28 protein-coding genes are annotated in these 25,699 nt (G+C 71.4%); 17 read left to right on the forward strand and 11 right to left on the reverse strand.

Features of this window, described 5'->3' with window-relative positions:
* Complete coding sequence (locus ACTJI1_RS16345) at nt 1–300, forward strand: YciI family protein (protein ID WP_440743479.1); 300 nt, start codon at nt 1–3, stop codon at nt 298–300.
* Here the strand turns inward: ACTJI1_RS16345 and ACTJI1_RS16350 are convergent.
* Nucleotides 285–1,148 carry an A/G-specific adenine glycosylase gene (locus ACTJI1_RS16350; protein ID WP_440743480.1) on the reverse strand — a complete coding sequence of 288 codons (864 nt, stop codon included), beginning with the start codon at nt 1,146–1,148 and terminating at the stop codon, nt 285–287. The two genes, ACTJI1_RS16345 and ACTJI1_RS16350, sit on opposite strands and share 16 nt — an antisense overlap.
* A gap of 39 nt (nt 1,149–1,187) precedes the next feature.
* On the opposite strand from ACTJI1_RS16350, the gene ACTJI1_RS16355 reads away from it, so the two are divergent.
* Nucleotides 1,188–1,778 carry a hypothetical protein gene (locus tag ACTJI1_RS16355; protein WP_440743481.1) on the forward strand — a complete coding sequence of 197 codons (591 nt, stop codon included), beginning with the start codon at nt 1,188–1,190 and terminating at the stop codon, nt 1,776–1,778.
* Nucleotides 1,779–1,785: 7 nt separating this feature from the next.
* Here the strand turns inward: ACTJI1_RS16355 and ACTJI1_RS16360 are convergent, their stop codons facing one another.
* Complete coding sequence (locus ACTJI1_RS16360; protein ID WP_440743482.1) at nt 1,786–2,790, reverse strand: ketopantoate reductase family protein; 1,005 nt, start codon at nt 2,788–2,790, stop codon at nt 1,786–1,788.
* Between the two features lie 30 nt (nt 2,791–2,820).
* Complete coding sequence (locus tag ACTJI1_RS16365; protein WP_440743483.1) at nt 2,821–4,317, reverse strand: DHA2 family efflux MFS transporter permease subunit; 1,497 nt, start codon at nt 4,315–4,317, stop codon at nt 2,821–2,823.
* A gap of 73 nt (nt 4,318–4,390) precedes the next feature.
* Here ACTJI1_RS16365 and ACTJI1_RS16370 point away from each other — a divergent pair, with 73 nt between their 5' ends.
* The 6 genes from ACTJI1_RS16370 to ACTJI1_RS16395 are packed head-to-tail and all read left to right on the forward strand — an operon-like array spanning nt 4,391 to nt 9,081.
* A complete protein-coding gene (locus ACTJI1_RS16370) occupies nt 4,391–5,062 on the forward strand; it encodes a TetR/AcrR family transcriptional regulator (RefSeq protein WP_440743484.1) in 672 nt (223 codons plus the stop codon).
* Nucleotides 5,059–5,982 carry a tRNA pseudouridine(55) synthase TruB gene (gene truB, locus ACTJI1_RS16375; protein ID WP_440743485.1) on the forward strand — a complete coding sequence of 308 codons (924 nt, stop codon included), beginning with the start codon at nt 5,059–5,061 and terminating at the stop codon, nt 5,980–5,982. The genes ACTJI1_RS16370 and truB overlap by 4 nt, the downstream gene beginning before the upstream one ends.
* Complete coding sequence (locus ACTJI1_RS16380; RefSeq protein ID WP_310128341.1) at nt 5,979–6,347, forward strand: hypothetical protein; 369 nt, start codon at nt 5,979–5,981, stop codon at nt 6,345–6,347. Before truB ends, ACTJI1_RS16380 begins: the two co-directional genes overlap by 4 nt.
* Before the next feature lie 30 nt (nt 6,348–6,377).
* Nucleotides 6,378–6,851, forward strand: a complete 474-nt coding sequence (locus ACTJI1_RS16385; protein ID WP_440743486.1) for a hypothetical protein — start codon at nt 6,378–6,380, stop codon at nt 6,849–6,851.
* Nucleotides 6,848–7,849 carry a bifunctional riboflavin kinase/FAD synthetase gene (locus ACTJI1_RS16390; RefSeq protein WP_440743487.1) on the forward strand — a complete coding sequence of 334 codons (1,002 nt, stop codon included), beginning with the start codon at nt 6,848–6,850 and terminating at the stop codon, nt 7,847–7,849. The genes ACTJI1_RS16385 and ACTJI1_RS16390 overlap by 4 nt, the downstream gene beginning before the upstream one ends.
* Nucleotides 7,849–9,081, forward strand: coding sequence for an MFS transporter (locus ACTJI1_RS16395; RefSeq protein ID WP_440743488.1), 1,233 nt, complete (start codon nt 7,849–7,851; stop codon nt 9,079–9,081). Before ACTJI1_RS16390 ends, ACTJI1_RS16395 begins: the two co-directional genes overlap by 1 nt.
* A gap of 73 nt (nt 9,082–9,154) precedes the next feature.
* Here ACTJI1_RS16395 and ACTJI1_RS16400 read toward each other — a convergent pair whose 3' ends face one another.
* Complete coding sequence (locus ACTJI1_RS16400) at nt 9,155–10,117, reverse strand: ROK family protein (RefSeq protein ID WP_440743489.1); 963 nt, start codon at nt 10,115–10,117, stop codon at nt 9,155–9,157.
* Nucleotides 10,118–10,207: 90 nt separating this feature from the next.
* Between ACTJI1_RS16400 and ACTJI1_RS16405 the strand changes: the two genes are divergently transcribed.
* The 5 genes from ACTJI1_RS16405 to ACTJI1_RS16425 all read left to right on the forward strand — a co-directional run bounded on the left by ACTJI1_RS16405 (nt 10,208) and on the right by ACTJI1_RS16425 (nt 15,643).
* Complete coding sequence (locus ACTJI1_RS16405) at nt 10,208–11,212, forward strand: sugar-binding transcriptional regulator (protein ID WP_310128350.1); 1,005 nt, start codon at nt 10,208–10,210, stop codon at nt 11,210–11,212.
* A gap of 13 nt (nt 11,213–11,225) precedes the next feature.
* Complete coding sequence (gene deoC / locus ACTJI1_RS16410; protein WP_310128352.1) at nt 11,226–12,275, forward strand: deoxyribose-phosphate aldolase; 1,050 nt, start codon at nt 11,226–11,228, stop codon at nt 12,273–12,275.
* Between the two features lie 35 nt (nt 12,276–12,310).
* Entirely contained in the window at nt 12,311–13,822 is a 1,512-nt protein-coding gene (locus ACTJI1_RS16415) for an aldehyde dehydrogenase family protein (protein ID WP_310128354.1), read from the forward strand.
* Nucleotides 13,819–14,679: an aldehyde dehydrogenase family protein gene (locus ACTJI1_RS16420; RefSeq protein WP_440743490.1), complete on the forward strand. Its 861-nt coding sequence runs from the start codon at nt 13,819–13,821 to the stop codon at nt 14,677–14,679. The genes ACTJI1_RS16415 and ACTJI1_RS16420 overlap by 4 nt, the downstream gene beginning before the upstream one ends.
* 370 nt (nt 14,680–15,049) lie before the next feature.
* Entirely contained in the window at nt 15,050–15,643 is a 594-nt protein-coding gene (locus tag ACTJI1_RS16425; RefSeq protein WP_310128358.1) for an SGNH/GDSL hydrolase family protein, read from the forward strand.
* A gap of 126 nt (nt 15,644–15,769) precedes the next feature.
* On the opposite strand, the gene ACTJI1_RS16430 is transcribed toward ACTJI1_RS16425, so the two are convergent.
* The 3 genes from ACTJI1_RS16430 to ACTJI1_RS16440 all read right to left on the reverse strand — a co-directional run bounded on the left by ACTJI1_RS16430 (nt 15,770) and on the right by ACTJI1_RS16440 (nt 17,957).
* Nucleotides 15,770–17,044, reverse strand: a complete 1,275-nt coding sequence (locus ACTJI1_RS16430) for a M20/M25/M40 family metallo-hydrolase (protein ID WP_440743799.1) — start codon at nt 17,042–17,044, stop codon at nt 15,770–15,772.
* 92 nt (nt 17,045–17,136) lie between these two features.
* Nucleotides 17,137–17,670, reverse strand: coding sequence for an O-acetyl-ADP-ribose deacetylase (locus ACTJI1_RS16435; protein ID WP_440743491.1), 534 nt, complete (start codon nt 17,668–17,670; stop codon nt 17,137–17,139).
* Between the two features lie 8 nt (nt 17,671–17,678).
* The gene (locus ACTJI1_RS16440; RefSeq protein WP_310134853.1) at nt 17,679–17,957 is read right to left on the reverse strand and encodes a metal-sensitive transcriptional regulator; all 279 of its coding nucleotides are present in this window, start codon (nt 17,955–17,957) and stop codon (nt 17,679–17,681) included.
* Between the two features lie 193 nt (nt 17,958–18,150).
* On the opposite strand from ACTJI1_RS16440, the gene ACTJI1_RS16445 reads away from it, so the two are divergent.
* Nucleotides 18,151–18,579, forward strand: a complete 429-nt coding sequence (locus tag ACTJI1_RS16445; RefSeq protein ID WP_310128362.1) for an RbsD/FucU domain-containing protein — start codon at nt 18,151–18,153, stop codon at nt 18,577–18,579.
* Nucleotides 18,580–18,710: 131 nt separating this feature from the next.
* Here the strand turns inward: ACTJI1_RS16445 and ACTJI1_RS16450 are convergent, their stop codons facing one another.
* Both ACTJI1_RS16450 and ACTJI1_RS16455 read right to left on the reverse strand, forming a co-directional pair.
* Nucleotides 18,711–19,967 carry an arginine deiminase gene (locus ACTJI1_RS16450; RefSeq protein ID WP_440743492.1) on the reverse strand — a complete coding sequence of 419 codons (1,257 nt, stop codon included), beginning with the start codon at nt 19,965–19,967 and terminating at the stop codon, nt 18,711–18,713.
* Nucleotides 19,968–19,988: 21 nt separating this feature from the next.
* Nucleotides 19,989–21,440: a basic amino acid/polyamine antiporter gene (locus ACTJI1_RS16455; RefSeq protein WP_440743493.1), complete on the reverse strand. Its 1,452-nt coding sequence runs from the start codon at nt 21,438–21,440 to the stop codon at nt 19,989–19,991.
* Nucleotides 21,441–21,618: 178 nt separating this feature from the next.
* Here ACTJI1_RS16455 and ACTJI1_RS16460 point away from each other — a divergent pair, with 178 nt between their 5' ends.
* Both ACTJI1_RS16460 and ACTJI1_RS16465 read left to right on the forward strand, forming a co-directional pair.
* Nucleotides 21,619–21,966 (forward strand): DUF6804 family protein, encoded by a 348-nt coding sequence (locus ACTJI1_RS16460; protein WP_310128367.1) that lies wholly within the window; start codon nt 21,619–21,621, stop codon nt 21,964–21,966.
* A 169-nt stretch (nt 21,967–22,135) separates the two neighbouring features.
* A complete protein-coding gene (locus ACTJI1_RS16465) occupies nt 22,136–24,295 on the forward strand; it encodes a DEAD/DEAH box helicase (RefSeq protein ID WP_440743494.1) in 2,160 nt (719 codons plus the stop codon).
* A gap of 47 nt (nt 24,296–24,342) precedes the next feature.
* Here ACTJI1_RS16465 and ACTJI1_RS16470 read toward each other — a convergent pair whose 3' ends face one another.
* On the reverse strand, nt 24,343–24,528 hold the full coding sequence (locus tag ACTJI1_RS16470; protein ID WP_310128370.1) for a hypothetical protein: 186 nt from the start codon (nt 24,526–24,528) through the stop codon (nt 24,343–24,345).
* A 28-nt stretch (nt 24,529–24,556) separates the two neighbouring features.
* Nucleotides 24,557–24,979: a DUF3224 domain-containing protein gene (locus tag ACTJI1_RS16475; RefSeq protein WP_440743495.1), complete on the reverse strand. Its 423-nt coding sequence runs from the start codon at nt 24,977–24,979 to the stop codon at nt 24,557–24,559.
* Between the two features lie 76 nt (nt 24,980–25,055).
* Here ACTJI1_RS16475 and ACTJI1_RS16480 point away from each other — a divergent pair, with 76 nt between their 5' ends.
* Nucleotides 25,056–25,670 carry a CYTH domain-containing protein gene (locus ACTJI1_RS16480; protein WP_440743496.1) on the forward strand — a complete coding sequence of 205 codons (615 nt, stop codon included), beginning with the start codon at nt 25,056–25,058 and terminating at the stop codon, nt 25,668–25,670.
* Nucleotides 25,671–25,699 lie beyond the last annotated feature (29 nt).

Here is a 25,699-nt window from a genome sequence, read left to right on the forward strand (position 1 = left end):
ATGTACGCCGTCACGTTCTACGACGCCGACCCGGATGCGGGTCCCGAGCACTTCCAGCGGCTGGTCGACACCTACCCCCGCCACCACGCGTACCTGCAGGAGTTCGCGACGAGCGGCGACGTGCTCATGATCGGCACCTTCGGCGATCCTGCCACGCAAGGGTCCATGGCGATCTTCCGCTCACGTGAGGCGGCGGAGCGGTTCCTCGCGGGCGACCCGTTCATGACGGAGGGGCTGGTGCACAGCCACCGCATCCTGGACTGGGATCCGCTGGTGTTCCCCGCTCAGGGCAGCGTGTAGCCGCCCTGCGCCGCCACCGCGAGGCCGTCGGCGAGCAGGCCTGCGAGGGCGCGGTCGCGCTGGGCCGCATCCGGCCAGACGCCCTCGAGCTCCGCATCGGTGACCGGCACGTGCGCCGCCCGCAGCTCGGCGAGGATGCGGCCGCGCACCTGGCGGTCGCTTCCCTCGTAGCGCTTCTGCGTCGCCTTCCGCGGGCCGTCGTAGGACGGGTAGCCGGCGCCGCGCCACGCGCACTGCGCGGCGAGCGGGCACTCGTCGCAGCGCGGGGTCCGCGCGACGCACACGATCGCGCCGAGCTCCATCATCCCCGCATTGAAGGCCGCCGAGGCCGGCCGGTCCTCCGGGAGCAGCGCCTCCATCGCGGTGAGGTCGCGCCGGCTCGGCGGGCCGGGCTCCGCCTGGCCGTCGACGGCTCGGGCGATGACGCGCCGGATGTTCGTGTCGACGACCGGATGCCGGTTGCCGTACGCGAAGACGGCGACGGCGCGTGCGGTGTAGTCGCCGATCCCGGGCAGCGCGAGCAGCGCATCCACGTCCTCCGGAACGACACCGCCGTGGCGCTCGGTGATGGCGACCGCCGCGGAGTGCAGCCACAGGGCGCGGCGCGGGTAGCCCAGCGACTTCCACGCCCGTACGGCCTCGCCCGGCGGGACGGCGGCGAGGTCGGCGGGAGTCGGCCAGCGGGTCAGCCATTCCTCGAGCCGCGGGATGACGCGGCTCACCGGCGTCTGCTGCAGCATGAACTCGCTGACCAGGGTTCCCCACGGGGTGAAACCGTTGCGCCGCCACGGCAGGTCGCGCCGGTTGGCGTGGTACCAGGCCACCACCGTCGCGGCGAAGTCGTGCATGCATCGAGGCTAACCGGTGCGGCGGCCTATGCTCGTCGCATGATGCTTCCCCCGACCCCGCGGGTGCTGGCGCTACGCGGCCTGCTGGCCGCGATCCGGCGGTCGTACCGGGCGGGGCGGGTCATCGTCGCCGTGGACGGCGGCGGGCCGGGTGGCGGGATGGCGTTCGCGGACGACCTCGCCGCGGTCTTCCGGGAGTCGGGTGCGGACACGTTCCGCGCCTCGCTCGACGGCTTCCACACCCCGCGGGCCTACCGCACGCGGCTGGGGCGCGAGTCGGCGGAGAGCTATTACCGCGACGGGTACGATGAGAGCACTCTGCGGCGCGTGCTCCTCGATCCCTTCCGGCTCGGCGGGAGTGCGGGCTTCCAGTTGAGCGCGTTCGACGAGGCGCGCGATCAGCCGGTTGAGTCCCGCTGGCTGACTGCTGGTCAGGACGCGGTGCTCGTCGTGGACGGCGAGTTCGTGCTGCGGCCGTCGCTGCGCGGTTCGTGGAACGCGTCCATCCTCCTGACGAATGCCGTGCTCGACCCGCTCTATGTGGCGGACGCGGACCCGGAGGGCACCGCGGATTTCCTGGTCGACGAGAGCGACGCGGGGGAGCCGCGGTGGGTGGAGCGGGGTCCCTGAAGGGTCGTCAGGAGACGAGGGGTCGCATCCGCTCGGCGACCTCGGCCGGGGTGAGGAAGGCGCCCGTGCCCTCCACCTCGTGGACGAGCGCCGTGAGCGCGGCGTTGATCGGCGCATCCTGCCCGGCCGCGCGGGCCTCGTCGACGACGGCGCCGTTCAGGTAGTCGATCTCGGTGAGCTGGCCGCGGCGGATGCTCTGCAGGGTCGAGCCCGGGTTGGGCGTGGAGCCCATCCGGCGGCGCATCAGCAGCGGGACGCCCTGCGCCGCCCAGCGCGGTGCGCGGGCGACGACGCGCAGGAGCCGGTCGTCCAGGCCCTGGATGCTGCCGTAGCGGACGCCGCGCGCGTAGCCGATGCGCGTCGCCTCCTGCAGGCTCGCCGTCAGGACGGCGCGCAGCCGGCGGTCGCCGATGACCTCCTGAGCGCTCAACCCGGTGATCGCGGGGAGCGCGTTGATCTGGTTCACGATGAGCTTGGTCCACTGGGCGCCGGTGAAGTTGTCGATCGCGAACGCGGGCATGGCGGCGTCCAGGATGCGCGCGGCCTCCACCGCCGCGGCCGGCGGCGGGCCGTCGCCGGCGCCCAAATACGTGTTGGCGGTGGTGGTGACGGAGACGCGTCCGGGGGAGAGGAAGCTCGCGGCGTACAGGGCCAGCGCGCCGACGCAGTCGGAGCCGGGGAGGAGCTGCTGGGCCTCGCGCAGACCCGCGAGGCCGTTCTGCACCACGACGACGGTGATGCCGTCGAGGAGGTCGGCGTTGGCGCGGATCGCGGCCGCCGCATCCTGCGCCTTCGTGCACAGGAACGCCAGCTCCGGCCGGGTCTGCAGGGTCTCCGCCGCGGCGACCCGCGCGGTGTGGGTGCCCCAGCCGCCGTCGAGCCGTAGACCGTCGGCGCGGATGGCCTCCAGCTGCGCGCCGCGCGCGGTCACCTCGACGAGGTGCCCGACCCGGTCGAGCAGCGCCGCGATCGTGCCGCCGATGGCCCCGGTTCCGATCACGCCGATTCGCACGCGTTCCAGCCTAACGGCGTCCCTGGATGCTCAGTCGGCGACGAGCGGGATGGGCTCGGCGGCCGCGAGGGCGGCGACGGGCGCCGGCTCGGCGACCGGCGCCGGCTCGGCGGCCGCGACCGCAGCGGCCGCGCGGGCCGCGGCGCGGCGGCCCGGCAGGGCGAGGGCGATCAGCGTCGCGGCGCCGAGCACCCCGGCTCCGACCCAGACGGCGGGGATCGCCGCATCCACGTAGCCGGTCGGGGTGAGCGTGCCGCCGGCGCCGGTGAAGACGGCGGTCAGGACGGCGACACCCAGCGCCACGCCCACCTCCCGCAGGGTCGAGTTCGTGCCGGACGCCTTGGCGTGGTCGGCCGGGCGCATGTTGGCGAGCACGGCGGTCGAGCTCGGCGCGAAGACGAGTCCCATCCCGATGCCGGCGAGCAGGAACGGCGGCCACATCTCGGAGTAGGGGAGCGTCGCCGAGAGCGTCAGCGCGATCCAGCTCATGGCGATGGCGAGGAGCGCGAGGCCCACGACGACGGGGAGGCGCGTCCCGGTCCGGGAAGAGGCCAGTCCGGTGAGCGGCGCCACGACCATCGGCGCGAGCGTCCACGGCATGGTCATGACGCCGGCCTCGAGCGGCGTGTGGCCCTGCACCACCTGCAGGAACTGGATCAGGATGAAGATGGCGCCGAAGATCCCGAAGCTGAAGGTAACGCCGACCAGGTTCGCGACGGTGAAGCTGCGGTCCCGGAACAGCCGCAGCGGCAGCAACGGCGCGGTGGTCCGCGACTCCCACAGCACGAACGCGACGAGGAGGGCGGAGCCGGCGATCAGCGGGATCAGCACCTCTGCGCTTCCCCAGCCCGCGTCGTTGCCCCGCACGATCGCGTAGACGACCCCGAGCACGCCCGGCGCAGCCAGCAGCAGGCCGACGACGTCGGCGCGGACGCGCTCGCCGAAGGTGTTCGGCAGGGCGAGCAGTACGAGGGGCACGGCGATCACGCCGAGCGGGACGTTGAGCCAGAAGATGGCCTGCCAGTTCCAGCCCTGCACGACGGCACCGCCGATCAGCGGACCGAGGGCGACGCCGAGGCCGGAGATGCCGCCCCAGATGCCGATGGCGGCGGGGCGGAGGCGGGCGCTCACGCTCCCGGCGAGCAGGGTCAGCGACAGCGGCAGGAGCGCGGCGGCTCCGGCGCCCTGCAGCGCGCGGGCGCCGATCAGCATCCACGGCTCGGTCGCCAGGGCGCTCGCGGCGCTCGCCAGGGTGAAAACGGCGATCCCGGCCAGGAACACCGACCGGCGGCCGAGCCGGTCGCCGAGGCCGACCGCCATGAGCATCAGCGTGGCGAAGCTCAGCGTGTAGGCGTTCACGACCCACTGGAGTTCCTCGATGGATGCGGACAGGTCGCGGGCGATGACCGGCAGGGCGCTGGTGACGACCAGGTTGTCGAGGGTCGCCATGAACATGGGCAGCGAGGCGGCGACGATCGCCAGCCAGACGGGCACCGCGCGGGTGCGCGACGCGGTGGGAGCGGACATGCGACGCCTCCGGTTGTTGTTATTGGATGATTACAAGAGCTGACCTTAGTAATCGCCTGATAACCTGTCAAGAGTGACGGACAGGAACAACGAACGGATCCCCTCGGCCGAGCGCCGGGTGCAGATCCTCGAGGCCGCGAGCCGCGTGTTCGGCGAACGCGGCTACTTCGGCGCGACCACCGACCAGATCGCGCGCGAGGCGGGGATCAGCCAGCCCTACGTGGTGCGGATGTTCGGCGGCAAGGAGAACCTGTTCGTCGGCGTGCTCTCGCGCTCCCTGGAGCGGCTGCTCGTCGCCTTCACCGACACGATCGAGCAGTGGAAGGCGGAGGGGTCGCCGGAGGGCCCCGACAGTCCGGAGGGCCCGTCGGCGGTGACGCCGGCGGGGGTGCACGGCGAGATCGGCCGCCGCCTCGGCCTGGCGTACGTCAACCTGATCGAGGACCGCGGCCTCCTGCTGTCCCTCATGCAGGCGTTCAGCATGGGCCAGGACCCGACCATCGGCGGCAAGGCGCGCGACGGGTTCCTGACCATCTACCGCCTGCTGCGCGAAGGTGCGGGGTTCTCGCCGGAGGAGTCGCGGTCGTTCCTGGCCGAGGGCATGCTGCTCAACACGCTGCTGGGCCTGCGGATGACCGACGAGTACGACACCGACCCGGCCGCGAAGGAGCTCATCGAGTGCACCTTCCGCACCAAGCTGCAGCTGGTCCTCGACGTGTCCGCCACCGAAGGCGCTCGCGCATGACCGGAAGCGGCCTCATCCTGATCGACAAGCCGGACGGGATGACGAGTCACGACGTCGTCGCGCGCGTGCGGAAGGCGGCCGGAACGCGCAAGGTCGGCCACGCCGGCACGCTCGACCCGATGGCGACCGGGCTGCTCATCGTCGGGGTCAACTCCTCCACGCGCCTGCTGACGTACATCGTCGGGGCGGACAAGGAGTACCTGGCGACCATCCGCCTGGGTGCGGCGTCGACGACCGACGACGCCGAGGGCGAGCTGCTTCCGCCCGCGACCACGGAGGAGTTGGATGCCGTGAGCGGCGAGGCGATCGCCACGGGCATCCTCGCGCTCACCGGCGAGATCGAGCAGGTGCCGAGCTCGGTGAGCGCCATCAAGGTGGACGGCAAGCGCGCCTACGCCCGCGTGCGCGCGGGGGAGCAGGTCGAGCTGAAGGCGCGGGCCGTCACGGTCGCCGAGTTCGAACTGCTCGAGACGCGGCGCGGTGAGGGCTTCATCGACCTGGATGTGCGGGTCGTCTGCTCGTCGGGAACGTACATCCGCTCGCTGGCCCGCGATCTCGGAGCCGCCCTCGACGTGGGTGGGCACCTGACCGCGCTCCGCCGCACCCGCATCGGCGCCTTCTCGGTTCAGGATGCGCACGAGCTGGCCGGGCTGGATGCGCGGGCCGCGCTGATCCCGGCGGTCGAGGCGGCCACCCGGCTGTTCGAGCGGCTCGACCTCACCGAGCAGCAGGCCATCGACCTGACCCACGGCCGCCGCATCCACCTCGCCGACCGGGAGGGCCCGGGCGGGGAGCCGGTCGCGGCCGTCGCCCCGAGCGGCGCGCTCGTCGGGCTGGTCGAATTCCGCGGAAAGGAAGCCAGGACGCTCGTGAACTTCCCCACGGACGAAGCCGTCGCGCCGTCGGAGGGCAGCGCATGATCGACTGGTTCACCACGGTGCAGGTCGTCGTGGCCTGCGCCGCGGGCATCCTGTGCGTGGTGCTCGGCCTCATCGGCCGGGTGCCGGGCGACCTCAGCATGGGGGCGGTCGCGCTCGTCGAGCTGCTGCTGCTCGTGCAGCTGGTGATCGCGATCATCGCGCCGGCGGTGGGCAACTCGCCGTCCGGGAGCCTGGCCGAGTTCTACATCTACCTGATCTCCGCGATCATCCTGCCCCTGGCGGGCGGGTTCTGGGCGCTGATCGAGCGGAACCGCTGGAGCACCGTCATCCTGGGCGGCGTCTGCCTGGCGATCGCCGTCATGGTCTACCGGATGGGGCAGATCTGGTTCGTGCAGGGCGCCTGAGGTCCCCTCGCGGCAAATAGAATCGAAGCGATGTCCCACCACACCACGTCAACGCGCACGAACTCCGAGCCCGCCGCCCCGAGGCGGCGCATGTCGGGGGTCGGCCGGGTGCTCGTCTTCGTCTACGGCATCCTTGCGCTGGCGGCGACCGGACGCAGTGTGTTCCAGATCATCGACCGCTTCCACGAGGCGCCCGTGGCGTTCGCACTGTCCGCCCTGTCGGCGCTCGTCTACATCGTCGCGACCGTGGCGCTCGTCGCCCCGGGCCGCGTCTGGTACCGCGTCGCGTGGATCACGATCAGCTTCGAGCTCGCGGGCGTGCTGGTGATCGGCACGCTGAGCCTGTTCGCGCCCGAAGCGCTCGGCCTGCACGACATCGACCCGTTCGGGCGCGACGCCACGGTGTGGTCGGTGTACGGGATGGGTTACCTCTTCATCCCACTGGTGCTGCCCATCCTCGGCCTCCTCTGGCTGCGCGCGCACCGTCCGGGAGCGGCGTCGTGAGGGTCTTCCACGAGGTCGCCGAGATCCCGGACGGCTGGGGGCCCAGCGCGGTCACGATCGGCAAGTTCGACGGCGTCCACACCGGGCACCGCGCGGTGATCGACCGGCTGCGGGCGGTGGCCGCCGAGCGCGGGCTGGTGTCGACGGTCATCACCTTCGACCGCAACCCGCTCGAGGTGCTCGCGCCCGAGAAGTGTCCGGCATCGCTGGTCAGCAACGCCCAGAAGCTCGACCTGCTGGCCGCGACGGGCGTCGACGCGACGCTCATGGTGACGTTCGACCGCGCCCTCGCTTCGCTTGCGCCGGACGCGTTCGTGCACCACATCCTCGTCGACCGGCTGCACGCTGCGGCGGTGCTCGTCGGCAGCGACTTCCGCTTCGGCGCGCGTGGGGCCGGCGATGTCGACATGCTGCGCCGGCTGGGCGAGACGTACGGCTTCTCGGTCGAGCTCATCGACGACGTGCGCCCCGAGCACGGCCGCCGGGTGTCGTCCACGTGGATCCGCGAACTGCTCGCCGACGGCGACGTCGGCCATGCCACGCAGCTGCTCGGGTCGGCGCCGACCGTGCGCGGGCTCGTCGTGCACGGGGCCGCGCGGGGACGCGAACTCGGCTTCCCGACCGCCAACCTGTCCCCGGAGTCGGAGGGCCTCATCCCGGCCGACGGCGTCTACGCGGGCTGGTTGACGGATGCCGGCCGGCGCTATCCGGCCGCGATCTCCGTCGGCAACAACCCGACGTTCGAGGGCGTGCCGCACAAGCAGGTCGAGGCCTACGTGCTCGACCGCGAGCTGGACCTGTACGACCACACCGTCGAGGTGTCGTTCGTGCAGCGCATCCGCGGGATGGTCGCCTACACCGGCATCGAGCCGCTCATCGCGCAGATCGCCGACGACGTGGAGCAGGCCCGCCGCATCCTCGGGACGGGGACCGGCGCCGGCACGACGGGCAGCGCTCCCGCCGCCGACGAGGCCGCGGCCGCGGGCGAGCCCTCCTGATGGCGGACGCCTCCGCCGACGCCTCCGCGACTGCCGTCGCACGGCCGCTCTGGCACGGTCGCGCGATCGCGCTGGTCGGCATCCTGCTGGTGGCGGCGAACCTGCGCACGGCCGTGGCCGCGCTGTCGCCGATCTTCGCCGAGATCCGCGCCGACTTCCCGGTCTCCAGCATCGGCGTCGGGCTGCTCGGGATGCTGCCGCCGGTGTGCTTCGCCCTGTTCGGGCTGATCGCCCCGTCGTTCACCCGCCGGCTCAGCCTCGAGGCGGTCGTGGTGCTCGCCCTCGGCGTGATGGTGATCGGGCATCTCCTCCGCGCCGCGGCGCCCTCCTTCGTCGTGCTCGCCATCGGCTCGGCCGTGACCTTCGCGGGGATGGGCGTGGGGAACGTCCTGCTGCCGCCGCTGGTGAAGCGCTACTTCCCGGACCGCATCGGGCTGGTGACCTCGCTGTACGCGACCGTCATGTCGGTGTCCACGCTGCTGCCTCCGCTGATCGCCGTGCCCGTCGCGGACGCGGCCGGATGGCATGTCTCGGTGGGGATGTGGGGCGTCGTCAGCCTGCTGGCGGTGCTGCCGTGGCTGCGCATCCTGATCACCAAGCGTCCGGCGCACCCGGACAGTGACGCGGAGGTGGAGACCGCGCAGCCGGCCATGCAGGTCCGCGTCTGGCACGCACCCCTGGCCTGGGCGCTGGCGGTCATCTTCGCGGTGTCGAGCCTCAACGCGTACGCCATGTTCGCGTGGCTGCCGCAGATCCTGCACGACGTCGCGGGCGTGCCCCCGGCGGAGGCGGGAGCCCTGCTCTCGGTGTATGCCGGGATGGGCATACCGGCCGGACTGCTCGTGCCAATGCTCGCCGCGCGGATGCGGAACGTGGCCCTGCTGATCTACGCGGGCGTCGCGTTCTTCATCGTCGGGTACCTGGGCCTCATCCTCGTGCCCGGCACGGCGACGTGGCTGTGGGTGGCGTTCGCGGGTCTCGGCCCGCTGCTGTTCCCGCTCTGCCTGGTGCTCATCAACGTGCGGACCCGCACCCACGCCGGATCGGTCGCGCTCAGCGGCTTCACCCAGGGAATCGGCTACACGCTCGGCGCCCTTGGCCCCTTGGCCGTCGGCGTGCTGCACCAGTTGACCGACTCCTGGACCCTGGCCCTGGCCGTCCTCACGGCCACCGCTCTCGCCGCCGCCGCAGCCGGTGCGGTCGCCGCCCGCCCCCGCTATCTGGAGGACTGACCTCCCCACCATCGCTTCCTCACTTTGTCCGCGATTTCAGCCCCGAAACCCGGATCAAGTGAGGAACAGATGGCTAGGGGAGGAGGTGGGCTCGGTGGATGAGGGCGGCGGCTCCGATGAGGGGGCCCTCGGAGGAGAGGGCGGAGGGGACGATGCGGACCTTGCGCACGAACGGGAAGTAGTGGTGCTCGATCACGGTGCGCATGTGGTCGAAGAGGTCGGGCGTCGAGTGCGAGAAGCCGCCGCCGATCGCCACCAGCTCCAGGTCGAGCAGTGCCGTCGCCGACGCGATCGCGCGTCCGACCGCCTCGCCGGTGCGGGCGATCGCCTCGCGAGCGACGAGGTCGCCGGCGGCGTACGCGGCGGCCAGCTCCTCGCCGGTCGCGCCCTCGAAGCCGTGCTGGCGCGCCCAGGCCACGGTGTGCGGGCCGGAGGCCATCGCCTCCAGCGCGAAGGGGTTGCCGAAGGTGTCCTCGCCGCGGATGTCGCCGACCTCGACGTGGCCGATGTGGCCGGCGTTGCCGGTCGGGCCGGTGATCACGCGGCCGCCAACGATGAGGCCGCCGCCGATGCCGGTCGAGATGACCATCCCCATGACATTGTCGACGCCCTGCGCGGCGCCCACCCAGTGCTCCGCCATCGTGATGGCGACGCCGTCCATCTCAAGCACCACCGGGACATCGAGCCCGAGTTCGGCGGCGACCGAGCCGACGTAGTCGCGCATCGGGTAGTCGCGCCAGTGCGGGACGTTCAGCGGCGACACGAGCCCGCGCGACCGGTCGATAGGGCCGGCGCTGCCGATGCCGACGCCGACGATCCGCGCCCCGTCGGGGAGGGATGCCGCGGCCGCGCGCACGACGCCGCCGACCGAGTCCTCCAGCTCCGGGACGGTGGCGTTCCGTCCGGTCGGGCGGCGGTGGCGGGAGCCCTCGACGAGGCGGCCGTCGGTGTCGACGAGGGCGGCCTCGACCTTCGTCCCGCCGAAGTCGACGGCGAGGGCGTAGGCGCGGGCGGAGGCGGTGGGGTCTGTGGGCACGACCCAACGATAAACGAAACGCGCTGTGCTCATTTGAGCAGCTACCACGCACATGTTGCTCGTGTGCGCGACGCTTCCTAAGCTGGACGGGTGGCCCTGAACGATTCCGACGAGATCCTCGCCGTCAAAGCCGCAGAGCTCTACTACGAGGCCGGCAAGACGCAGGACGAGATCGGCGTCGCGCTCAACGTCTCCCGCTGGAAGGTGGGGCGGCTGCTGGTCGCGGCGCGCGAGCACGGCTTCGTCCGCATCGAGATCGTGCACCCGAGCGCCCGCCGCTTCTCGCTGGAGCGCGAGCTGTGCGGCTTCTACGGGCTGACCGACGCGGTGGTCGTCCCCGCGGCCGACTCCGACGCCGAAGTCCAGGGACGTGTCGCACAGGCCGCCGCCGACTACCTGACGACCCTCCGCCCCGTGCCGCGCACGCTCGGCGTCAGCTGGGGCCGCACCCTGCACGCCGTGGCCGCGCGCCTCCGCCCGGGCTGGGCCGTCGGCGTCAACCCGGTCCAGATCAACGGGAGCGTGTCGTCCACCCGGCAGGCCACCGCCGCCGCCGACACCGCCGTCGTCATCGCGCGCAAGGCGCAGGGCACCGCGACGCTCCTGCCCAGCCCCGCGATCTTCGAGCACGCCGCCACCCGCCGCGCCATCGAGGCCGACCGCTCGGTGCAGAGCGTCCTCGAGCTCGCCCGCAGCGCCAACGCGTACCTGTTCAGCGCCGGCGTCGTCGACACCAGCTCGGTGCACGTGGACTCCGGCTACCTGTCCGTCGAGGATGTGTCCGCGCTCGCCGAGAAGGGCGCCGTCGGCGACGTGGTCGGCCGCTTCATCACGGACGACGGCCAGGTCGCCGACCCCGAGCTCAACTCGCGCACGCTGGGGCTCAGCCTCGACGAGCTGCGCGGGGCCCGCACCTCCATCGCCGTGATCGCCGGCGAGGCCAAGCACCGCGTGGCGCACGCCGTCGTCGCCAGCGGGCTGTGCACCATCCTGATCACCGACGAGGCGACCGCCAACGACCTGCTCGGCCGTTCCGCTCTGTCGGGACAGCCCGCGCCCACCGCTGCGACCGATTCGGCCGCGGCCCGGAACTGAACCCGGCACCACCATGGAGGAACACGTGACCATCGAGACAACGCCGCCCGTGCGCACCCTCGCGCCCGCGGCCCGGGCCGTCGAGGTGCTCGGCGGCGACCTGACGGAGGGCTCCCTCCGCCGCTACCTGGGCGGCATCCCGGGTGTGGATGCGGTGGGCCTGGAGCAGCGCGCGGCCGGCCTCGGCACCCGCTCCATCAAGACGACCAGCAAGAAGTGGGCGCTCGACACCGTCATCGAGCTGATCGACCTGACGACGCTCGAGGGCGCGGACACGCCCGGCAAGGTGCGCTCGCTGGTGGCGAAGGCACTGGTGCCGGATGCGTCCGACCCGTCGACCCCGCGGCCCGCCGCGGTGTGCGTGTACGGCGACATGGTCCCGTACGCGGTCGAGGCGCTGGGCGCCGCCCACGCCGGTGCCGTGCGTCGCGCCGGAGGCGATGGCGGCATCAACGTCGCGGCTGTCGCGACCGCGTTCCCGAGCGGACGCGCATCCCTCAAGGTCAAGCTCGCCGACACGGCGGACGCCGTGGCCGCCGGCGCGGACGAGATCGACATGGTCATCGACCGCGGCGCCTTCCTGTCCGGCCGCTACGGGCAGGTGTTCGACGAGATCGTCGCCGTCAAGGAGGCGTGCCGCCGCGAAGACGGCACCTACGCGCACCTGAAGGTGATCCTGGAGACCGGCGAGCTGAACACGTACGACAACGTGCGTCGCGCATCCTGGCTGAGCATCCTGGCCGGCGGCGACTTCATCAAGACCTCCACCGGCAAGGTGTCGCCCGCGGCCACGCTGCCGGTGACGCTGCTGATGCTGGAGGTCGTGCGCGACTGGCACCGGCTGACGGGCGAGGAGATCGGTGTGAAGCCCGCCGGCGGCATCCGCTCCTCCAAGGACGCCATCAAGTACCTGGTCACCGTCGCCGAGACGGTCGGCGAGCACTGGCTGCAGCCGCACCTGTTCCGGTTCGGCGCGTCCAGCCTCCTCAACGACGTGCTGCTGCAGCGCCAGAAGCTGGCCACCGGCCACTACTCCGGCGCCGACTACGTGACGATCGACTGAACGACCCCGAGCCTGACAGACAGAGAGCTGACACCATGAGTTTCCTCGAATACGCCCCGGCTCCCGAGTCGCGGTCGATCCTGAACCTGCGCGACGAGTACGGGCTGTTCATCGACGGCGAGTTCGTCGCCGGGCACGGCACGCCGTTCCAGACCATCTCCCCGGCGACGGAGGAGCGGCTGGCGACCATCGCGACCGCCGACGCCTCCGACGTCGACACCGCCGTCGCCGCGGCCCGCCGCGCCTACGACCGCGTCTGGTCGCGGATGAGCGGCTCCGACCGCGGCAAGTACCTGTTCCGCATCGCCCGCCTCATCCAGGAGCGGTCGCGCGAGCTGGCCGTCGCCGAGAGCCTCGATAACGGCAAGCCGATCAAGGAGAGCCGGGATGTGGATGTCCCGCTCGTCGCCGCCTGGTTCTTCTACTACGCGGGATGGGCGGACAAGCTCGAGCACGCCGGCCTGGGCCCCGCGCCCCGCGCGCTCGGCGTCGCCGCGCAGGTGATCCCGTGGAACTTCCCGCTGCTCATGCTCGCGTGGAAGATCGCGCCGGCGCTCGCCGCGGGCAACACGGTCGTCCTGAAGCCGGCCGAGACCACGCCGCTCACCGCGCTGCTGTTCGCCGAGATCGTGCAGCAGGCCGACCTGCCCGCCGGTGTCGTCAACATCGTCACCGGTGCGGGGGAGACCGGCCGCGAGCTGGTCGCCCACCCGGACGTCAACAAGGTCGCCTTCACCGGCTCGACCGCGGTCGGTCGCGAGATCGCGCGCAGCGTCGCCGGAACCCAGAAGAAGCTCACGCTGGAGCTCGGCGGCAAGGCGGCGAACATCGTCTTCGACGATGCACCCATCGACCAGGCGATCGAGGGCATCGTCAACGGCATCTTCTTCAACCAGGGACACGTCTGCTGCGCGGGCAGCCGTCTGCTGGTGCAGGAGAGCATCCACGACGAGGTCGTCGACCGGCTCAAGCGCCGCCTGTCGACGCTCCGCCTGGGCGACCCGCTCGACAAGAACACGGACATCGGCGCGATCAACAGCGGCGAGCAGCTGCAGCGCATCCGCGAGCTCTCCGACATCGGCGAGGCGGAGGGTGCCGAGCGCTGGACCGCCGACTGCGCCATCCCGGAGAACGGGTTCTGGTTCGCTCCGACGATCTTCGACAACGTCTCGACGAGCCACCGCATCGCCCGCGAGGAGGTGTTCGGCCCGGTGCTCTCCGTGCTGACCTTCCGCACGCCCGCCGAGGCCATCGCCAAGGCGAACAACACGCCGTACGGGCTGTCGGCCGGCATCTGGTCGGACAAGGGCAGCCGCATCCTGGCCGTCGCCGACAAGCTCCGCGCGGGCGTCGTCTGGGCGAACACGTTCAACCGCTTCGACCCGGCCAGCCCGTTCGGCGGCTACAAGGAGTCCGGTTACGGCCGCGAGGGCGGCCGCCACGGCCTGGGCGCCTACCTCGTGCCCGGCCGTTCCGTGCCCGCCGCCGGCTCGCTCACGTCGCGCATCCCCTCCGTCCGCCCGGCCCGCAAGGGAGTCACCAAATGAGCCGCCTGGCCGTCCCCAAGACCTACAAGCTCTACATCGGCGGGAAGTTCCCGCGCAGCGAGTCCGGCCGCACCTACGAGGTCGTCTCGTCGAAGGGCGCCTTCCTCGCGAACGCCGCCAAGGCGTCCCGCAAGGATGCGCGGGATGCGGTCGTCGCCGCCCGCGCGGCGGTGTCCGGCTGGTCCGGCGCCACGGCGTACAACCGCGGGCAGGTGCTGTACCGCATCGCCGAGCTGCTGGAAGGCCGCCGGGCGCAGTTCGTCGACGAGATCCAGAAGGCGGAGGGCGTCTCGGCGTCGGCCGCCACGGCGCAGGTCGACGAGGCGATCGACCGCTGGGTCTGGTACGCGGGATGGGCGGACAAGTTCGCGCAGGTCGCCGGCAACGCCAACCCGGTCGCCGGGCCGTACTTCAACATCTCGGTGCCCGAGCCGACCGGGGTCGTCGCCATCGTGGCGCCGCAGGACACCAGCCTGCTCGGCTTCGTCAGCGCCGTGGCGCCGGCGCTGGTCGCGGGCAACACGGTCGTCGTGATCGCGAGCGAGCGGTTCCCGCTCTCGGCGATCAGCCTCAGCGAGGTGCTCGCGACGAGCGACGTCCCGGGCGGTGTGGTCAACATCCTCACCGGCTCGCCGGCGGAGATCGCGCCGTGGCTCGCCTCCCACGCCGACGTCAACGCGCTCGACCTGGTCGGCGCGGGCGACCTCGACTGGGTGGACCTGCAGATCGCGGCGGCGGAGACGCTGAAGCGCGTGCTCACCCCCGAGAACGGACCGGACGCCGCGGCGCCCTCGCTCGACCGCATCGCGTTCTTCACCGAGACGAAGACGGTCTGGCACACGAAGTCGCTGCTGTAGGGGCGGGTGGCCGGCCGCCTGCTTCCGTCGGAGATCCGCGACCGTACGTCGGAGATCCGAGCGATTCCGGCCGGAAAGTCCTTACGCAGAGCGCTGTGTCGGAGATTCGAGACCACTTTTCCGACGGAAGCACCGGGTGGCGGCGCCCCTACACCCTTCGGCACCGAGACGAACGTCGGAGATTCGCGACGGTGCGTCGGAGGTTCAAGCGAATCCGCCCGCGAAATCATTACGCAGAGCGCTGCGTCGGAGATTCGAGACCACTTCTCCGACGGTAGCTCGCGCGCTTCCCGCAGCTGCGGCTGCTCGCCCCGTTCCTTCCCCTCCGTGCGGTTGTGGGGGAGGATGGGGGTGACGAGGGAGGCTGAGGATGGCGGACGAGTGGAGACCGGAGCGCGGTGACCTGGCCCTCGTCGGAGATAGCCTGACGCAGAACGGCGACTGGGATGCGCTCCTCCCCGGCGAATCGGTTCGCAACTTCGGCATGGCGGGCGACACCACCGACGACGTCATCGCACGCCTCGGCGACGTGATGGATGCGCGGCCCGCCACGATCGCCCTCCTCATCGGCACCAACGACCTGGCCTGGCGCCGGTCCGTCGAGCACGTCGTGCGGAACATCGAGACCATGCTGGTGACGCTCCGCAAGGAGCTGCCCGACACGCGCATCCTGGCCCAGTCGGTGATGCCGCGCGGGCGCGAGTTCGCCGACCAGATCCGCGACATCAACCGCCACCTGTGGCAGTTCGCGCCGAGCGCGCACGCCGGCTGGCTCGACCTCTGGCCCGCGCTGGCGCTGGAAGACGGCGAGCTGAACCCGGTCTACACCGAGGACCGCCTGCACCTGAACGCCGAGGGCTACCGCGCCTGGGCCGGCGAGCTGGCTCCCGCTCTGGAGCGCATCCGCGAGCTCCCCCCGAACAGCCGTGCGATCACCCTCCCCGACCTCGGCGGCGCCGCCTAGCCCCTGCCCCCACCGCCCCCACCGTCGAGTACACGAAAAGTGCACGCGACGCGCCGCTGGAGCGTGCACTTTTCGTGTACTCGACGGAGGGCGAAGACCGGGGGAGACCGGAGAGCAGGAGGCGCGTCAGGAGTGGCGGAGGAGGTGCGCGTAGACGTCGATTCCGCGGAGCCAGGTGGCGACGTGGATGCGCTCGTCGCGCGCGTGCAGCGCGGCCCGCTCGCCGGCGCTCAGCTCGAACGGGGTGAACCGGTACACCGCCTCGCAGATCCCGGTGAAATGGCGGCTGTCGCTCGCTCCGAGCATGACGTACGGCGTCACGACGGCCCGCGGATGCACGGACCGGATGGATGCGGCCAGCCGCTCCCACTGCGGTCCCTCGCACGGCGAGACGGGCGACGGCTCGCTGGCGTCGAGCGCCTCGACGCGCACGGCGTCGTCGCGGATCGCCCGGCGCAGGTGGTCCAGCGTCTCGGCGACCGACGAACCGACGGCGATGCGGGTGTTGACGATCGCCTCCGCCGTCTCGGGCAGCGCGTTCGCCGCGAGGCTGCCGCGCAGCTGCGTCACGGCCGTCGTGGTGCGCACGATCGCGCGCGTCTCATCGCTGAGCCGGCCGAAGACGGCGACGAGCAGCGGCCGCAGCCGCCGCGCCCGGGTGAACACCGCGCGCAGCGGGCCGCTGGCGTGGGCGCCCAGCGTCTCCACCATCCGCAGGTTCGTCTCGCTGAGCCGCGCGGGGAACGGGCGCCCCGCGATGCGCGTGATGGCGCGCGCCAGGCGGACCGTCGCGGTCATCCGGGGTGGAGTGGAGGCGTGGCCGCCGTCCTGCTCCACGACCAGCCGGACGCTCGTGATGCCCTTCTCGCTGACGCCGACCACCGCGATGGGCGCGCTGACGCCGGGGAAGATGCGCTCGACCACCGCTCCGCCCTCGTCCAGCACGAGCGCGGGGCGGATGCCGCGCTCCCGCAGCAGCTCCGCGATCGCCCGGGCGCCGGACCCGACGGTCTCCTCGTCGTGGCCGAAGCTCAGGTAGACGTCGTTCTCGGGCTGGAAGCCGCTCACGACCAGCCGCTCGACCGCCTCGAGGATGGCGACCAGCGCCCCCTTGTCGTCGATCGCTCCGCGGCCCCACAGGAGTCGCTCCTCGCCGGCGCCGGTGACGGCGGCCTCGAACGGTGGATGCGTCCATCCCTCGTCGGTCGCCGGTACCACGTCGTGGTGGGCCATCAGGACGCTCGGGGCGCCGTCGGCGCGGCCGCGCCAGCGGTAGAGCAGCGAGTGCCCGTGACGCTCCCGCTCGAGCGCCGAGTGGAGCGCCGGGTAGAGCCGGGGCAGGGCGTCGATGAAGCGCTCGAACGCCTCCCAGTCGGTCTCCTCGACGGCGTTCCGGGACATCGTGGGGATGCGCACCAGCGCCCGAAACCGCTCCAGCGCCTCCTCGGGCCGGTCGGCCACCCGGTCGGGCGCTCCGTCCGTCACCTCGGCCGTCACTCGCCGGCCGCCGCGCGGAACGCGGCCAGCGCGTCGTCGTTGAACAGCACGAAGCGCACGTGCTCGACCGAGCCGACACCCGACGAGAGCACGGCGCGCACGGTGCTGACGGCGATCCGGGCGGCGTCGTCGAGCGGCCAGCCGTACACGCCGGCCGAGATCGCGGGGAACGCCATCGTCCGAGCACCCAGCTCGCGCGCCACGCGCACCGACGAGCGGTAGGCGTTCTGCAGGAGCGGCGTGCGGTCCTCGCTCGCCGACCACACCGGACCGACCGTGTGGATGACCCAGGTCGCGGGCAGGTCGCCGGCGGTCGTGGCGACGGCCTGGCCGGTGGGGAGCCCGTCGGGCAGCGTCGTCGCTCGCAGCTCGCGCGTCGCCTCGAGGATCGCCGGTCCACCGCGTCGGTGGATGGCGCCGTCGACCCCTCCGCCGCCGAGCAGGGAGGAGTTGGCCGCGTTCACGATCGCATCGACCCGCTCGTCGGTGATGTCGCCGCGGACGATGGTGATCAGTTCTTCTCCGGTCACGATCGGCCTCAGCCCCGGTTGTTCGAGAGCTCGTACACCTTGAGCAGCTCGGCGATCGCGTCGTCGCGTGCGCTCCCGCCCTCCTCGAACATCTCGGAGACGTGGGTCTTCAGGTGGTTCTCGACCAGCAGCTTGTTGAGCGAGCCGAGCGACTTCTGGATGGCGAGGGACTGGGTGAGGATGTCGACGCAGTAGTCCTCGTTCTCGATCATCTTCTCGAGTCCCCGGAGCTGGCCCTCCAGGATGCGCGTCCGATGCAGCGCGCGCTTCTTGATGTCTGCGATCACCTCCCCAGGATAGGCCCGCTGGGCGCATACCCCGAGGGGGTAGCTGCCGCTGGTCTCTGTGCACCGTGGCCGCCGCTCGGCGGGGTGCGTCAACAGTCCTCCCCCCTAATGGGGGGGTAGGGGTGGACATACCGCTGGGTCTATCCTCCAGGGAGGGGTTGAGAAATATTCGTTTAACAGGAAAGGCCCGACTTTGCTGAAGAACCTCAGCCCGCTGCTGTCCGGCGCGCTCCTGAGCGCGCTCGACGCCATGAGAGATGGCGAGACGCTGACCCTCGTGGGCAGCGGCTACCCGGAAGATCAGATCACCGCACCCGTCATCCACCTGGGTGACGACGTCACGACAGAGGCCGCCGCCGAGGCGATCCTCTCCGTGTTCCCGCTCGACCAGGACGACGCGTCGCCCATCGTGTTCCTCGACCTCGCCGACGAACCCTACGACGTACCCGACGTCGCGTTCGCGGTGAACGGGATCGCGTCCGACGCCGAACTCCGCCGAGTCCCCATGACCCGACTCGAGCTCGAGCCTTTCCTCGAGCTCGCCCGCGATTCCGCCGTCACCGTGCGTGTCGGCGCCGACGCGCCGCCGTGCGCGTTCCTGCTCCGCCGGGGAGCGCTGTAACCCGCAGCCTCCCCACCACCCACACAGCACCCTGCACCACCACGTCGCCCGTCCGGCCGGAGAGTGAGGTCTCCGTCACCGGGCGGGCGCACCACGTCCGGCGTGGTCCCGCGAGGAGCCGCCCCGGCCGTTCAAAACTCGACAGGGTCGCGGATGATCGGGCAGGTCATGCAGTGCCCGCCGCCGCGCCCGCGGCCGAGCTCGGCTCCCGCGATCGGGATGACCTCGACGCCCGCCTTGCGGAGAAGGGCGTTCGTCGCGGTGTTCCTGTCGTAGGCGTAGACCACACCGGGGCGCAGGGCGACCGCGTTGTTGCCGCTGTCCCACTGCTGGCGTTCGGACTCGTAGTTGTCGCCGGCCGTCTCGACGACGTGGAGCCGAGGCAGTCCGAGCGCCTCCGCGACCACGTCGACGAAGGCGCGGCTCCCGTGGTCGATGACGCTGAGTCCGGGCGCCGCGTCCTCGGGCACGAGTGTGAAGGTGTGGACGGCATCCATGATCGCCGGATAGAGCGTGACGATGTCGCGATCGGCGAAGGTGAAAACCGTGTCCAGGTGCATCGCCGCACGGAGCTTGGGCATGCCGGCCACGATGACCTGCGTCGCGGCGCCCTGGGCGAACAGGGCGGCCGCTGCCTGCGTGATCGCGTGCCGTGAGGTCCGCTCGCTCATCCCGATGAGCACCACGCCGTTCCCGACCGGCATGACGTCGCCGCCCTCCAGGGTCGCCTGCGCCCAGTCGGTCTCCGGGTCGCCCCACCAGACGGTGGCGTCGCGGAAGTCGGGGTGGAAGCGGTAGACGGCCTTCATGAGGAGGGTCTCGTCGTGGCGCGCCGGCCAGTACAGCGGGTTGAGGGTGACGCCGCCGTAGATCCAGCACGTCGTGTCCCGGGTGTAGAGGGTGTTCGGCAGGGGAGGCATGAGGTACTCGCGGACGCCGGTGGATTCGCGCGCGAGCGCTACATAGCCGGTGCGGTGGTCCTCGGGCAGGTCCGACGTGGCGAGGCCGCCGACGAGGTACCCGGCGAGTTCGGCCGGCGGCAGGGCGTCGAGGTACGCGCGGGTGCCCTCGATCAGGCCGAGGCCGACCTCGCCCGCGACGATCTTGCGGTCGAGCAGCCACGACTTCGCCTCGGGATCGGCCATCGTCTCGGCGAGGAGGCCGTGCAACTCCACGACCTCGACGTCGTTCGCCCGGAGGTCGGCGACGAACGCGGCATGGTCTTCGATCGCCTGGTCCACCCACATCACGTCGTCGAACAGGAGATCGTCGGCGTTGCTCGGGGTCAGCCGGCGATGGGCGAGACCGGGCGAGCAGACGAGCACCTTCCGCAGCTGCCCGACTTCCGAGTGGACGCCGTAGCGCGGCGTCGTGGACGTATCCGTCATGGTTCCTCCTTGGTGAGACGGTCAGAGGGTGATCCAGCCGGCCACCAGCGCCACGATCCCGGTGACCGCCCCGATCAGGGCGACCGCGAGGATGACCAGCTCACGGCCGGAGAAGACGCGCCGCCCCTGCTCGCGACGGGCCATGACGAACAGGATCGTCGCGGGCGCGTAGATGATGAACGAGAGCAGCACGAAGGTGACGCCTGCGGCGAAGATCAGGTAGGCCGTGTAGATCGTCGCCAGGATCGCGATGGCGGTCTCCCGGCCGCGGCCGCGCGGCGCGTCCTCGTACGACTCCTTCGTGATGACGAGCTTCATGGCGTAGCACGCCACCAGGAAGAACGGGATGAGCGTCAGAGCGCTGGTCAGGTCGAGCGCCAGGTTGAACGCATCGTGGGAGAAGTAGGTGATCACCAGGATGACCTGCACGAAGATCGCCGTCATCAGCAGAGCGGGCACGGGGACGTCGGCGCTGTTGGAGCGCGCCAGGAAGCGCGGCATGTCGTCGTCTTTTGCGGCGACGAACAGCACCTCCGCCGCCATGAGCGACCAGGCGAGGTAGGCGCCGAGCACGGAGACCACCAGCCCGACGCTCACGAACCAGGCGCCCCACGGCCCGACGGCGGCGGCGAGGACGCCGGCCATCGAGGGCTGCCGCAGCTGTGCGATCTCGCCCATGGGCAGGATTCCGTACGACACGATGGTGACCGACGCGAAGATCGCGAAGACACTGACGAAGCCGAGGATGGTGGCCCTGCCGACGTCGGCGCGGCGCTTCGCGTGACGGGAGTACACGCTCGCCCCCTCGACGCCGAGGAAGACGAACACGGTCACCAGCATCGTGCCGGTCACCTGATCGAACAGGGAGCCCGCGTAGTCGGCGCCCGCCCAGTTCTCGGCGAACACCTGCGGCTTGAGCACGAACAGGCAGAGCAGGATGAAGACCACGATCGGGACGAGCTTGGCCACCGTCACGATGCGGTTGATGACCGCGGCCTCTTTGATGCCGCGGCGGATCAGGAAGAAGAAACCCCACAGCCCGAGCGATGAGATCCCGATGGCGAGGAGACTGTCGCCGTCGCCCAGCGCCGGAACCACCGCGCCGATGGTCGACATGATGAAGACCCAGTAGAACACCAGCCCCATCCCGGCGCTGGCCCAGTACCCGATCGCCGAGAAGAAGCCCAGGAACTGCCCGAAACCGGCCTTCGCGTAGGCGTAGACGCCGGCGTCGAGCTCCGGTTTCCGGTTCGCCAGCATCTGGAAGACGAACGCCAGCATGAGCATCCCGACGCCGGCGATCGACCAGGCGATCAGCGACCCGGCGACGCCCGTCTCCTGCGCGAACCGGCGGGGGAGCGAGAACACCCCGGCTCCCACCATCGACCCGACGACCATCCCGGTCATCGTGAGCATCGTGAGCTTGACCGCGGGCGCGGCCGCCTGCTGCGGTGCGTGGTCCGTTCTCGTCATCGACCCTCCCCAGGGGTGCGCCGCGCCGAGGGGCGGATGGATCGGCTCCGCACTCGACGCGTTTCGACGCGCACAGTCAAACCCGCCGAGCGTGGGCCTGGCAAGCACTGATTTCGACGGCTCCCGGCGTCGGCCGACGAAGCGTGAGGAGCGGGCGCACCACGTAGAGTGGTCCTTCGTGTCGAGACCACACACGCCGCAGCAGCCCGCCTTCAACCGTGCCGCGCTGGCGCCCGGGCTCCTCGGGGCGATCGTGCTGCTGGCCGGTCTCGCACTGGTCGGCGGCGAGTGGTACCTCTACGTGCGGTACGCGGTCAGCATCCTCGCGCTCATCCTGTGCGTGTTCGCCGGGCAGGCCAAGCAGTGGTGGTGGCTGGCCGGCCTCATCCCCGTCGCCGTCGTCTGGAACCCGGTCTGGCCGCTGCCGCTGAGCGACGCGGTGGTGCAGGGTCTGTCCTTCGCCGGCGTCGTGCTGTTCGTCGCCGCGGCGGTCACGATCAAGATCCCCGCCGACACTCGTCGCTGAACGGCTCCGCACCCGGTAGAATGGGTGCTGCGCGGCCATCTCGTGCCGCGCTCCCGGCGTCACCCGCGTGAGCCCGGTCCACTCGGTACCGGTCCTCCCGCCCCCGCCGGCCTCACGACCACACGGCGTCGCGTCCTCCGACAGCGCGCGACGCCTCCTCTGGAGGACCATGTCTCGTTCCGGTCAGCGCACCAGCCCGACCAGGCCGCAGCAGCGGAAGAACCGGCACGCCAACAACGACGGGCTCATCCCCGTGCTCGCGCGCAAGGTGCGCGAGGTGGAGGCGAAGGCCGCCGACGGCAAGAAGCTCGGCCCGACGAACCGCACCAAGTTCCAGGTCATCGCCTTCCTCATGCGCGAGGAGCGCGCGCGGGCGAAGTCCGACCCCGACCTGAGCGACGCCGCCCGCGCCGAGCAGCTGAAGCGCCTCGACGGCATCGCGACCATCCTGGCCAAGACGGCCGCGCGCGACACGTCGCTCATCTCGCTGCTCGAGAGCGAGTCGCCGTCGAGCGCCACCGCCCAGAAGATGCGCCGGGACTGGCTGCTCGAGTCGGGCACGGAGCTGTCGCCGGACGACCTCATCATCACGATCGAGCGTCCCGTCGCCAAGCAGGACAGCGTCATCCCGCCGGAGCTCGCCGAGAAGCAGGTCGTGCCTCCGTCGGTGAAGGCGCGGCAGCTCTCCAACCCGTTCCTCGCCCCCGACCTCTCGCGGCTGACGCCGTCGGCCCCCACTCCGCGGCGCCGACTCGACTCGTGGGAGCTGCTCGGTCCGCTGTTCAAGTCGTTCGAGTACGGCGCGGGCGGCCAGGCGGCCAGCATGGACCTCCCTCCCGCACCGCTGATCGACCGCTACTCGCCGCACGACCTGGAGCTGATGCACCACCAGTCGCGCTTCATCGAGAGCGTCCGGCTGGGGCACCGCAGCTTCCTGCTCGCCGACGAGCCAGGCCTCGGCAAGACCGCGCAGTCGGTGCTCGCCGCCTCCGTCGCCGGCGCGTATCCGCTGCTGGCCGTCGTCCCCAACGTCGTCAAGATGAACTGGGCGCGCGAGGTCGAGCGGTGGACGCCGATGCGCCGGGCGACCGTCATCCACGGCGACGGGGAGGGCCTCGACGCCTTCGCCGACGTCGTGATCGTCAACTACGAGGTGCTGGACCGGCACCTCTCGTGGCTGAGCACGCTCGGCTTCAAGGGGATGGTCGTCGACGAGGCGCACTTCATCAAGAACCTGCACTCGCAGCGGTCGCGGCTCGTGCTCGGACTGGCGGACGCCATCCGTCAGGCCACGCCCGACCCGCTGATGATCGCGCTCACCGGTACGCCGCTGATCAACGACATCGACGACTTCAAGGCGATCTGGCAGTTCCTCGGCTGGATCGACGGCAACAAGCCGACCGCGCAACTGATGGAGCACCTGGAGGAGACGGGGCTCACCCCGGCCGACTTCGGCTTCTACGCGGCCGCCCGCGAGGCGGTCATCGACATGGGCATCGTGCGCCGCCGCAAGATCGACGTCGCCGCAGACCTGCCCAGCCGCCGTGTCGTCGACCTGCCGGTCGAACTCGACGACGAGCTAGGCCGCTCCGTCCGTCAGGCCGAGAAGGAGCTCGCCGCCCGCCTCGTCGCCCGCTACCACCGGGCCGCAGCGGCCGGTCGTCCCGACTCCTTCGACGGGGACGACGAGGCGCACCGCCGCCACCTCATCCGCCTGGTCGCCCAGTCGGAGCTCGAGGAGGCGAAGTCGTCGAAGACCGGCGACAACGTGTTCACGATGGTCCGCAAGATCGGTCAGGCCAAGGCCGGGCTCGCGTCCGACTACACCGCGCAGCTGGCGCGCTCGGTCGGCAAGGTCGTGTTCTTCGCGAAGCACATCGACGTGATGGATGCTGCTGAGGAGGCGTTCGCAGCCCGGGATCTGAAGACCATCTCGATCCGCGGCGACCAGTCCGCCCTCGCCCGCCAGAAGGAGATCGACGCCTTCAACAACGATCCCGACGTGGCGGTCGCGGTGTGCTCGCTGACCGCGGCGGGCGTCGGACTCAACCTGCAGGCCGCATCCAACGTCGTGCTCGCAGAGCTGTCGTGGACGGCGGCCGAGCAGACCCAGGCGATCGACCGGGTGCACCGCATCGGTCAGGAGGAGCCGGTCACCGCGTGGCGGATCATCGCCGCGCAGACCATCGACGCGAAGATCGCCGAGCTGATCGACGCCAAGCAGGGACTCGCGGCGCGGGCCCTCGACGGCAGCGACGTCGAACTCGGCTCGGCGGACTCGGTGCAGCTGGATGCGCTGATCACCCTGCTGGAGGACGCGCTGGGCTGAGGCCGCCCGTCGCGGTCACCGCCGGCGGTCGCCGTCGGCGTCGGCGCTCAGGCGATCTCGGCGTCGTCCGGGTCGAGCGGAACCGGCCGGTCGTCGTCCGGAAGCAGCTCGTCGTCCTCGTCGTCGACCACGGGCAGGTCCTCCGGGTCGTGCACCACCGGCTCCGGCTCGTAGTCGGTCTCCTGCGCCTCGCGGAAGTCGTCGAGGTCCTCGTCACCTCTGGGGTCGCTCATGCCCTGAGGGTACCGCCGGTGGAGCCGGTCAGGAAGACCGGTCTCCGTCGACCTCGAACACGAAGAACGGACCGCGCTCGTCGTGCTCGATGCGGGCGCGCCCGCTGAACTCCGCGAAGTCCCCGGTGCCCGTCCCCGGCACGATGTAGCCGAACGCCGACGCGTCCGAGGGATGCTGCAGCGCGCCGTGGTGGACGGTCACCGAGCCGGTCCTCCCGTCGTCGAGGCGTCCGCTGATCCGCTCCGCGGCGAGGTAGCCGCGGCCGCCCTCCTCGGTGCCCGACGAGATGAAGTGCGCCACCGACTCGCCGACGAGTCCCTCGGTGTAGGTCTTGCGCATGACGACGGCTCCGAGCCAGTCGCCCGGGTCGCCGCCGAGTCCCAGTCCCGGGAGGTCCGCGGGCTCCCATCCGGTCACGTCGAAGCGGGCGATGATGGTCTCAGCTGTCATGCGTTCACCGTAGACCGGGCGCAGGCCGCCCATCTTGTAATTTCGCGACAGGGGAATTCTGGGCTAGACAGGGGATATGCCCCATCACTCCCAGGTCGAGATCGAGCGGAAGTACGACGTCGACGCTGAGGCGCAGCACCCCCAGCTCGTCGGCGTGGGCGCGGTCGCCGTCCAGGGCGAGCCCGAGCGGCACGACCTGGTCGCCACATACTTCGACACGGCCGACCTGACCCTGGCCCAGCACCGCACAGCCGTGCGCGTGCGCCGCGGCGGCCACGACGCCGGGTGGCACGTCAAGCTGCCGGCGGACGAGGGCCGCACCGAACTCCACTGGCCGCTGACCGACGGCGACGAGCCGCCCGCCGAACTGCGGGAGCAGCTGCGCGACCTGATCGGCGACCGGCCCCTCCAGCCGATCGCCCGGGTCACCAACCAGCGCGACAGCGTGCTGCTGCAGGATGCGGCCGGTTTCGAGCTCGCCGAACTGACCGACGACCACGTGCGCAGCGAGAACCTGCGCTCGGGCGGCACGCAGGAGTGGCGCGAGTGGGAGGTGGAGCTCCTCGCCGGGGCGCCGGACACGCGCGAGCGCCGCACGGCCCTGCTCGACGAGATCGAGGAGCGGCTGCTCGCCGCCGGAGCGCGTCCGTCCGCCAGCTCGTCGAAGCTGCAGCGGGCGCTCGGGCTCTGATCCGCCTACCACTGCACGCGGCTTCTCGT

This window comes from Leifsonia sp. 22587 (assembly GCF_052044215.1).
GTDB lineage: Bacteria > Actinomycetota > Actinomycetes > Actinomycetales > Microbacteriaceae > Leifsonia > Leifsonia shinshuensis_C.

Excerpts from the sequence above, each read along its gene's own strand:
- ACTJI1_RS16345 (WP_440743479.1), top strand. The coding sequence starts at position 1 with ATGTACGCCGTCACGTTCTACGACGCCGACCCGGATGCGGGTCCCGAG.
- ACTJI1_RS16350 (WP_440743480.1), bottom strand. The coding sequence starts at position 1,148 with ATGCACGACTTCGCCGCGACGGTGGTGGCCTGGTACCACGCCAACCGG.
- ACTJI1_RS16355 (WP_440743481.1), top strand. The coding sequence starts at position 1,188 with ATGATGCTTCCCCCGACCCCGCGGGTGCTGGCGCTACGCGGCCTGCTG.
- ACTJI1_RS16365 (WP_440743483.1), bottom strand. The coding sequence starts at position 4,317 with ATGTCCGCTCCCACCGCGTCGCGCACCCGCGCGGTGCCCGTCTGGCTG.
- truB (WP_440743485.1), top strand. The coding sequence starts at position 5,059 with ATGACCGGAAGCGGCCTCATCCTGATCGACAAGCCGGACGGGATGACG.
- ACTJI1_RS16380 (WP_310128341.1), top strand. The coding sequence starts at position 5,979 with ATGATCGACTGGTTCACCACGGTGCAGGTCGTCGTGGCCTGCGCCGCG.
- ACTJI1_RS16385 (WP_440743486.1), top strand. The coding sequence starts at position 6,378 with ATGTCCCACCACACCACGTCAACGCGCACGAACTCCGAGCCCGCCGCC.
- ACTJI1_RS16395 (WP_440743488.1), top strand. The coding sequence starts at position 7,849 with ATGGCGGACGCCTCCGCCGACGCCTCCGCGACTGCCGTCGCACGGCCG.
- deoC (WP_310128352.1), top strand. The coding sequence starts at position 11,226 with ATGGAGGAACACGTGACCATCGAGACAACGCCGCCCGTGCGCACCCTC.
- ACTJI1_RS16415 (WP_310128354.1), top strand. The coding sequence starts at position 12,311 with ATGAGTTTCCTCGAATACGCCCCGGCTCCCGAGTCGCGGTCGATCCTG.
- ACTJI1_RS16420 (WP_440743490.1), top strand. The coding sequence starts at position 13,819 with ATGAGCCGCCTGGCCGTCCCCAAGACCTACAAGCTCTACATCGGCGGG.
- ACTJI1_RS16425 (WP_310128358.1), top strand. The coding sequence starts at position 15,050 with ATGGCGGACGAGTGGAGACCGGAGCGCGGTGACCTGGCCCTCGTCGGA.
- ACTJI1_RS16430 (WP_440743799.1), bottom strand. The coding sequence starts at position 17,044 with ATGTCCCGGAACGCCGTCGAGGAGACCGACTGGGAGGCGTTCGAGCGC.
- ACTJI1_RS16450 (WP_440743492.1), bottom strand. The coding sequence starts at position 19,967 with ATGACGGATACGTCCACGACGCCGCGCTACGGCGTCCACTCGGAAGTC.
- ACTJI1_RS16455 (WP_440743493.1), bottom strand. The coding sequence starts at position 21,440 with ATGACGAGAACGGACCACGCACCGCAGCAGGCGGCCGCGCCCGCGGTC.
- ACTJI1_RS16465 (WP_440743494.1), top strand. The coding sequence starts at position 22,136 with ATGTCTCGTTCCGGTCAGCGCACCAGCCCGACCAGGCCGCAGCAGCGG.
- ACTJI1_RS16470 (WP_310128370.1), bottom strand. The coding sequence starts at position 24,528 with ATGAGCGACCCCAGAGGTGACGAGGACCTCGACGACTTCCGCGAGGCG.
- ACTJI1_RS16475 (WP_440743495.1), bottom strand. The coding sequence starts at position 24,979 with ATGACAGCTGAGACCATCATCGCCCGCTTCGACGTGACCGGATGGGAG.
- ACTJI1_RS16480 (WP_440743496.1), top strand. The coding sequence starts at position 25,056 with ATGCCCCATCACTCCCAGGTCGAGATCGAGCGGAAGTACGACGTCGAC.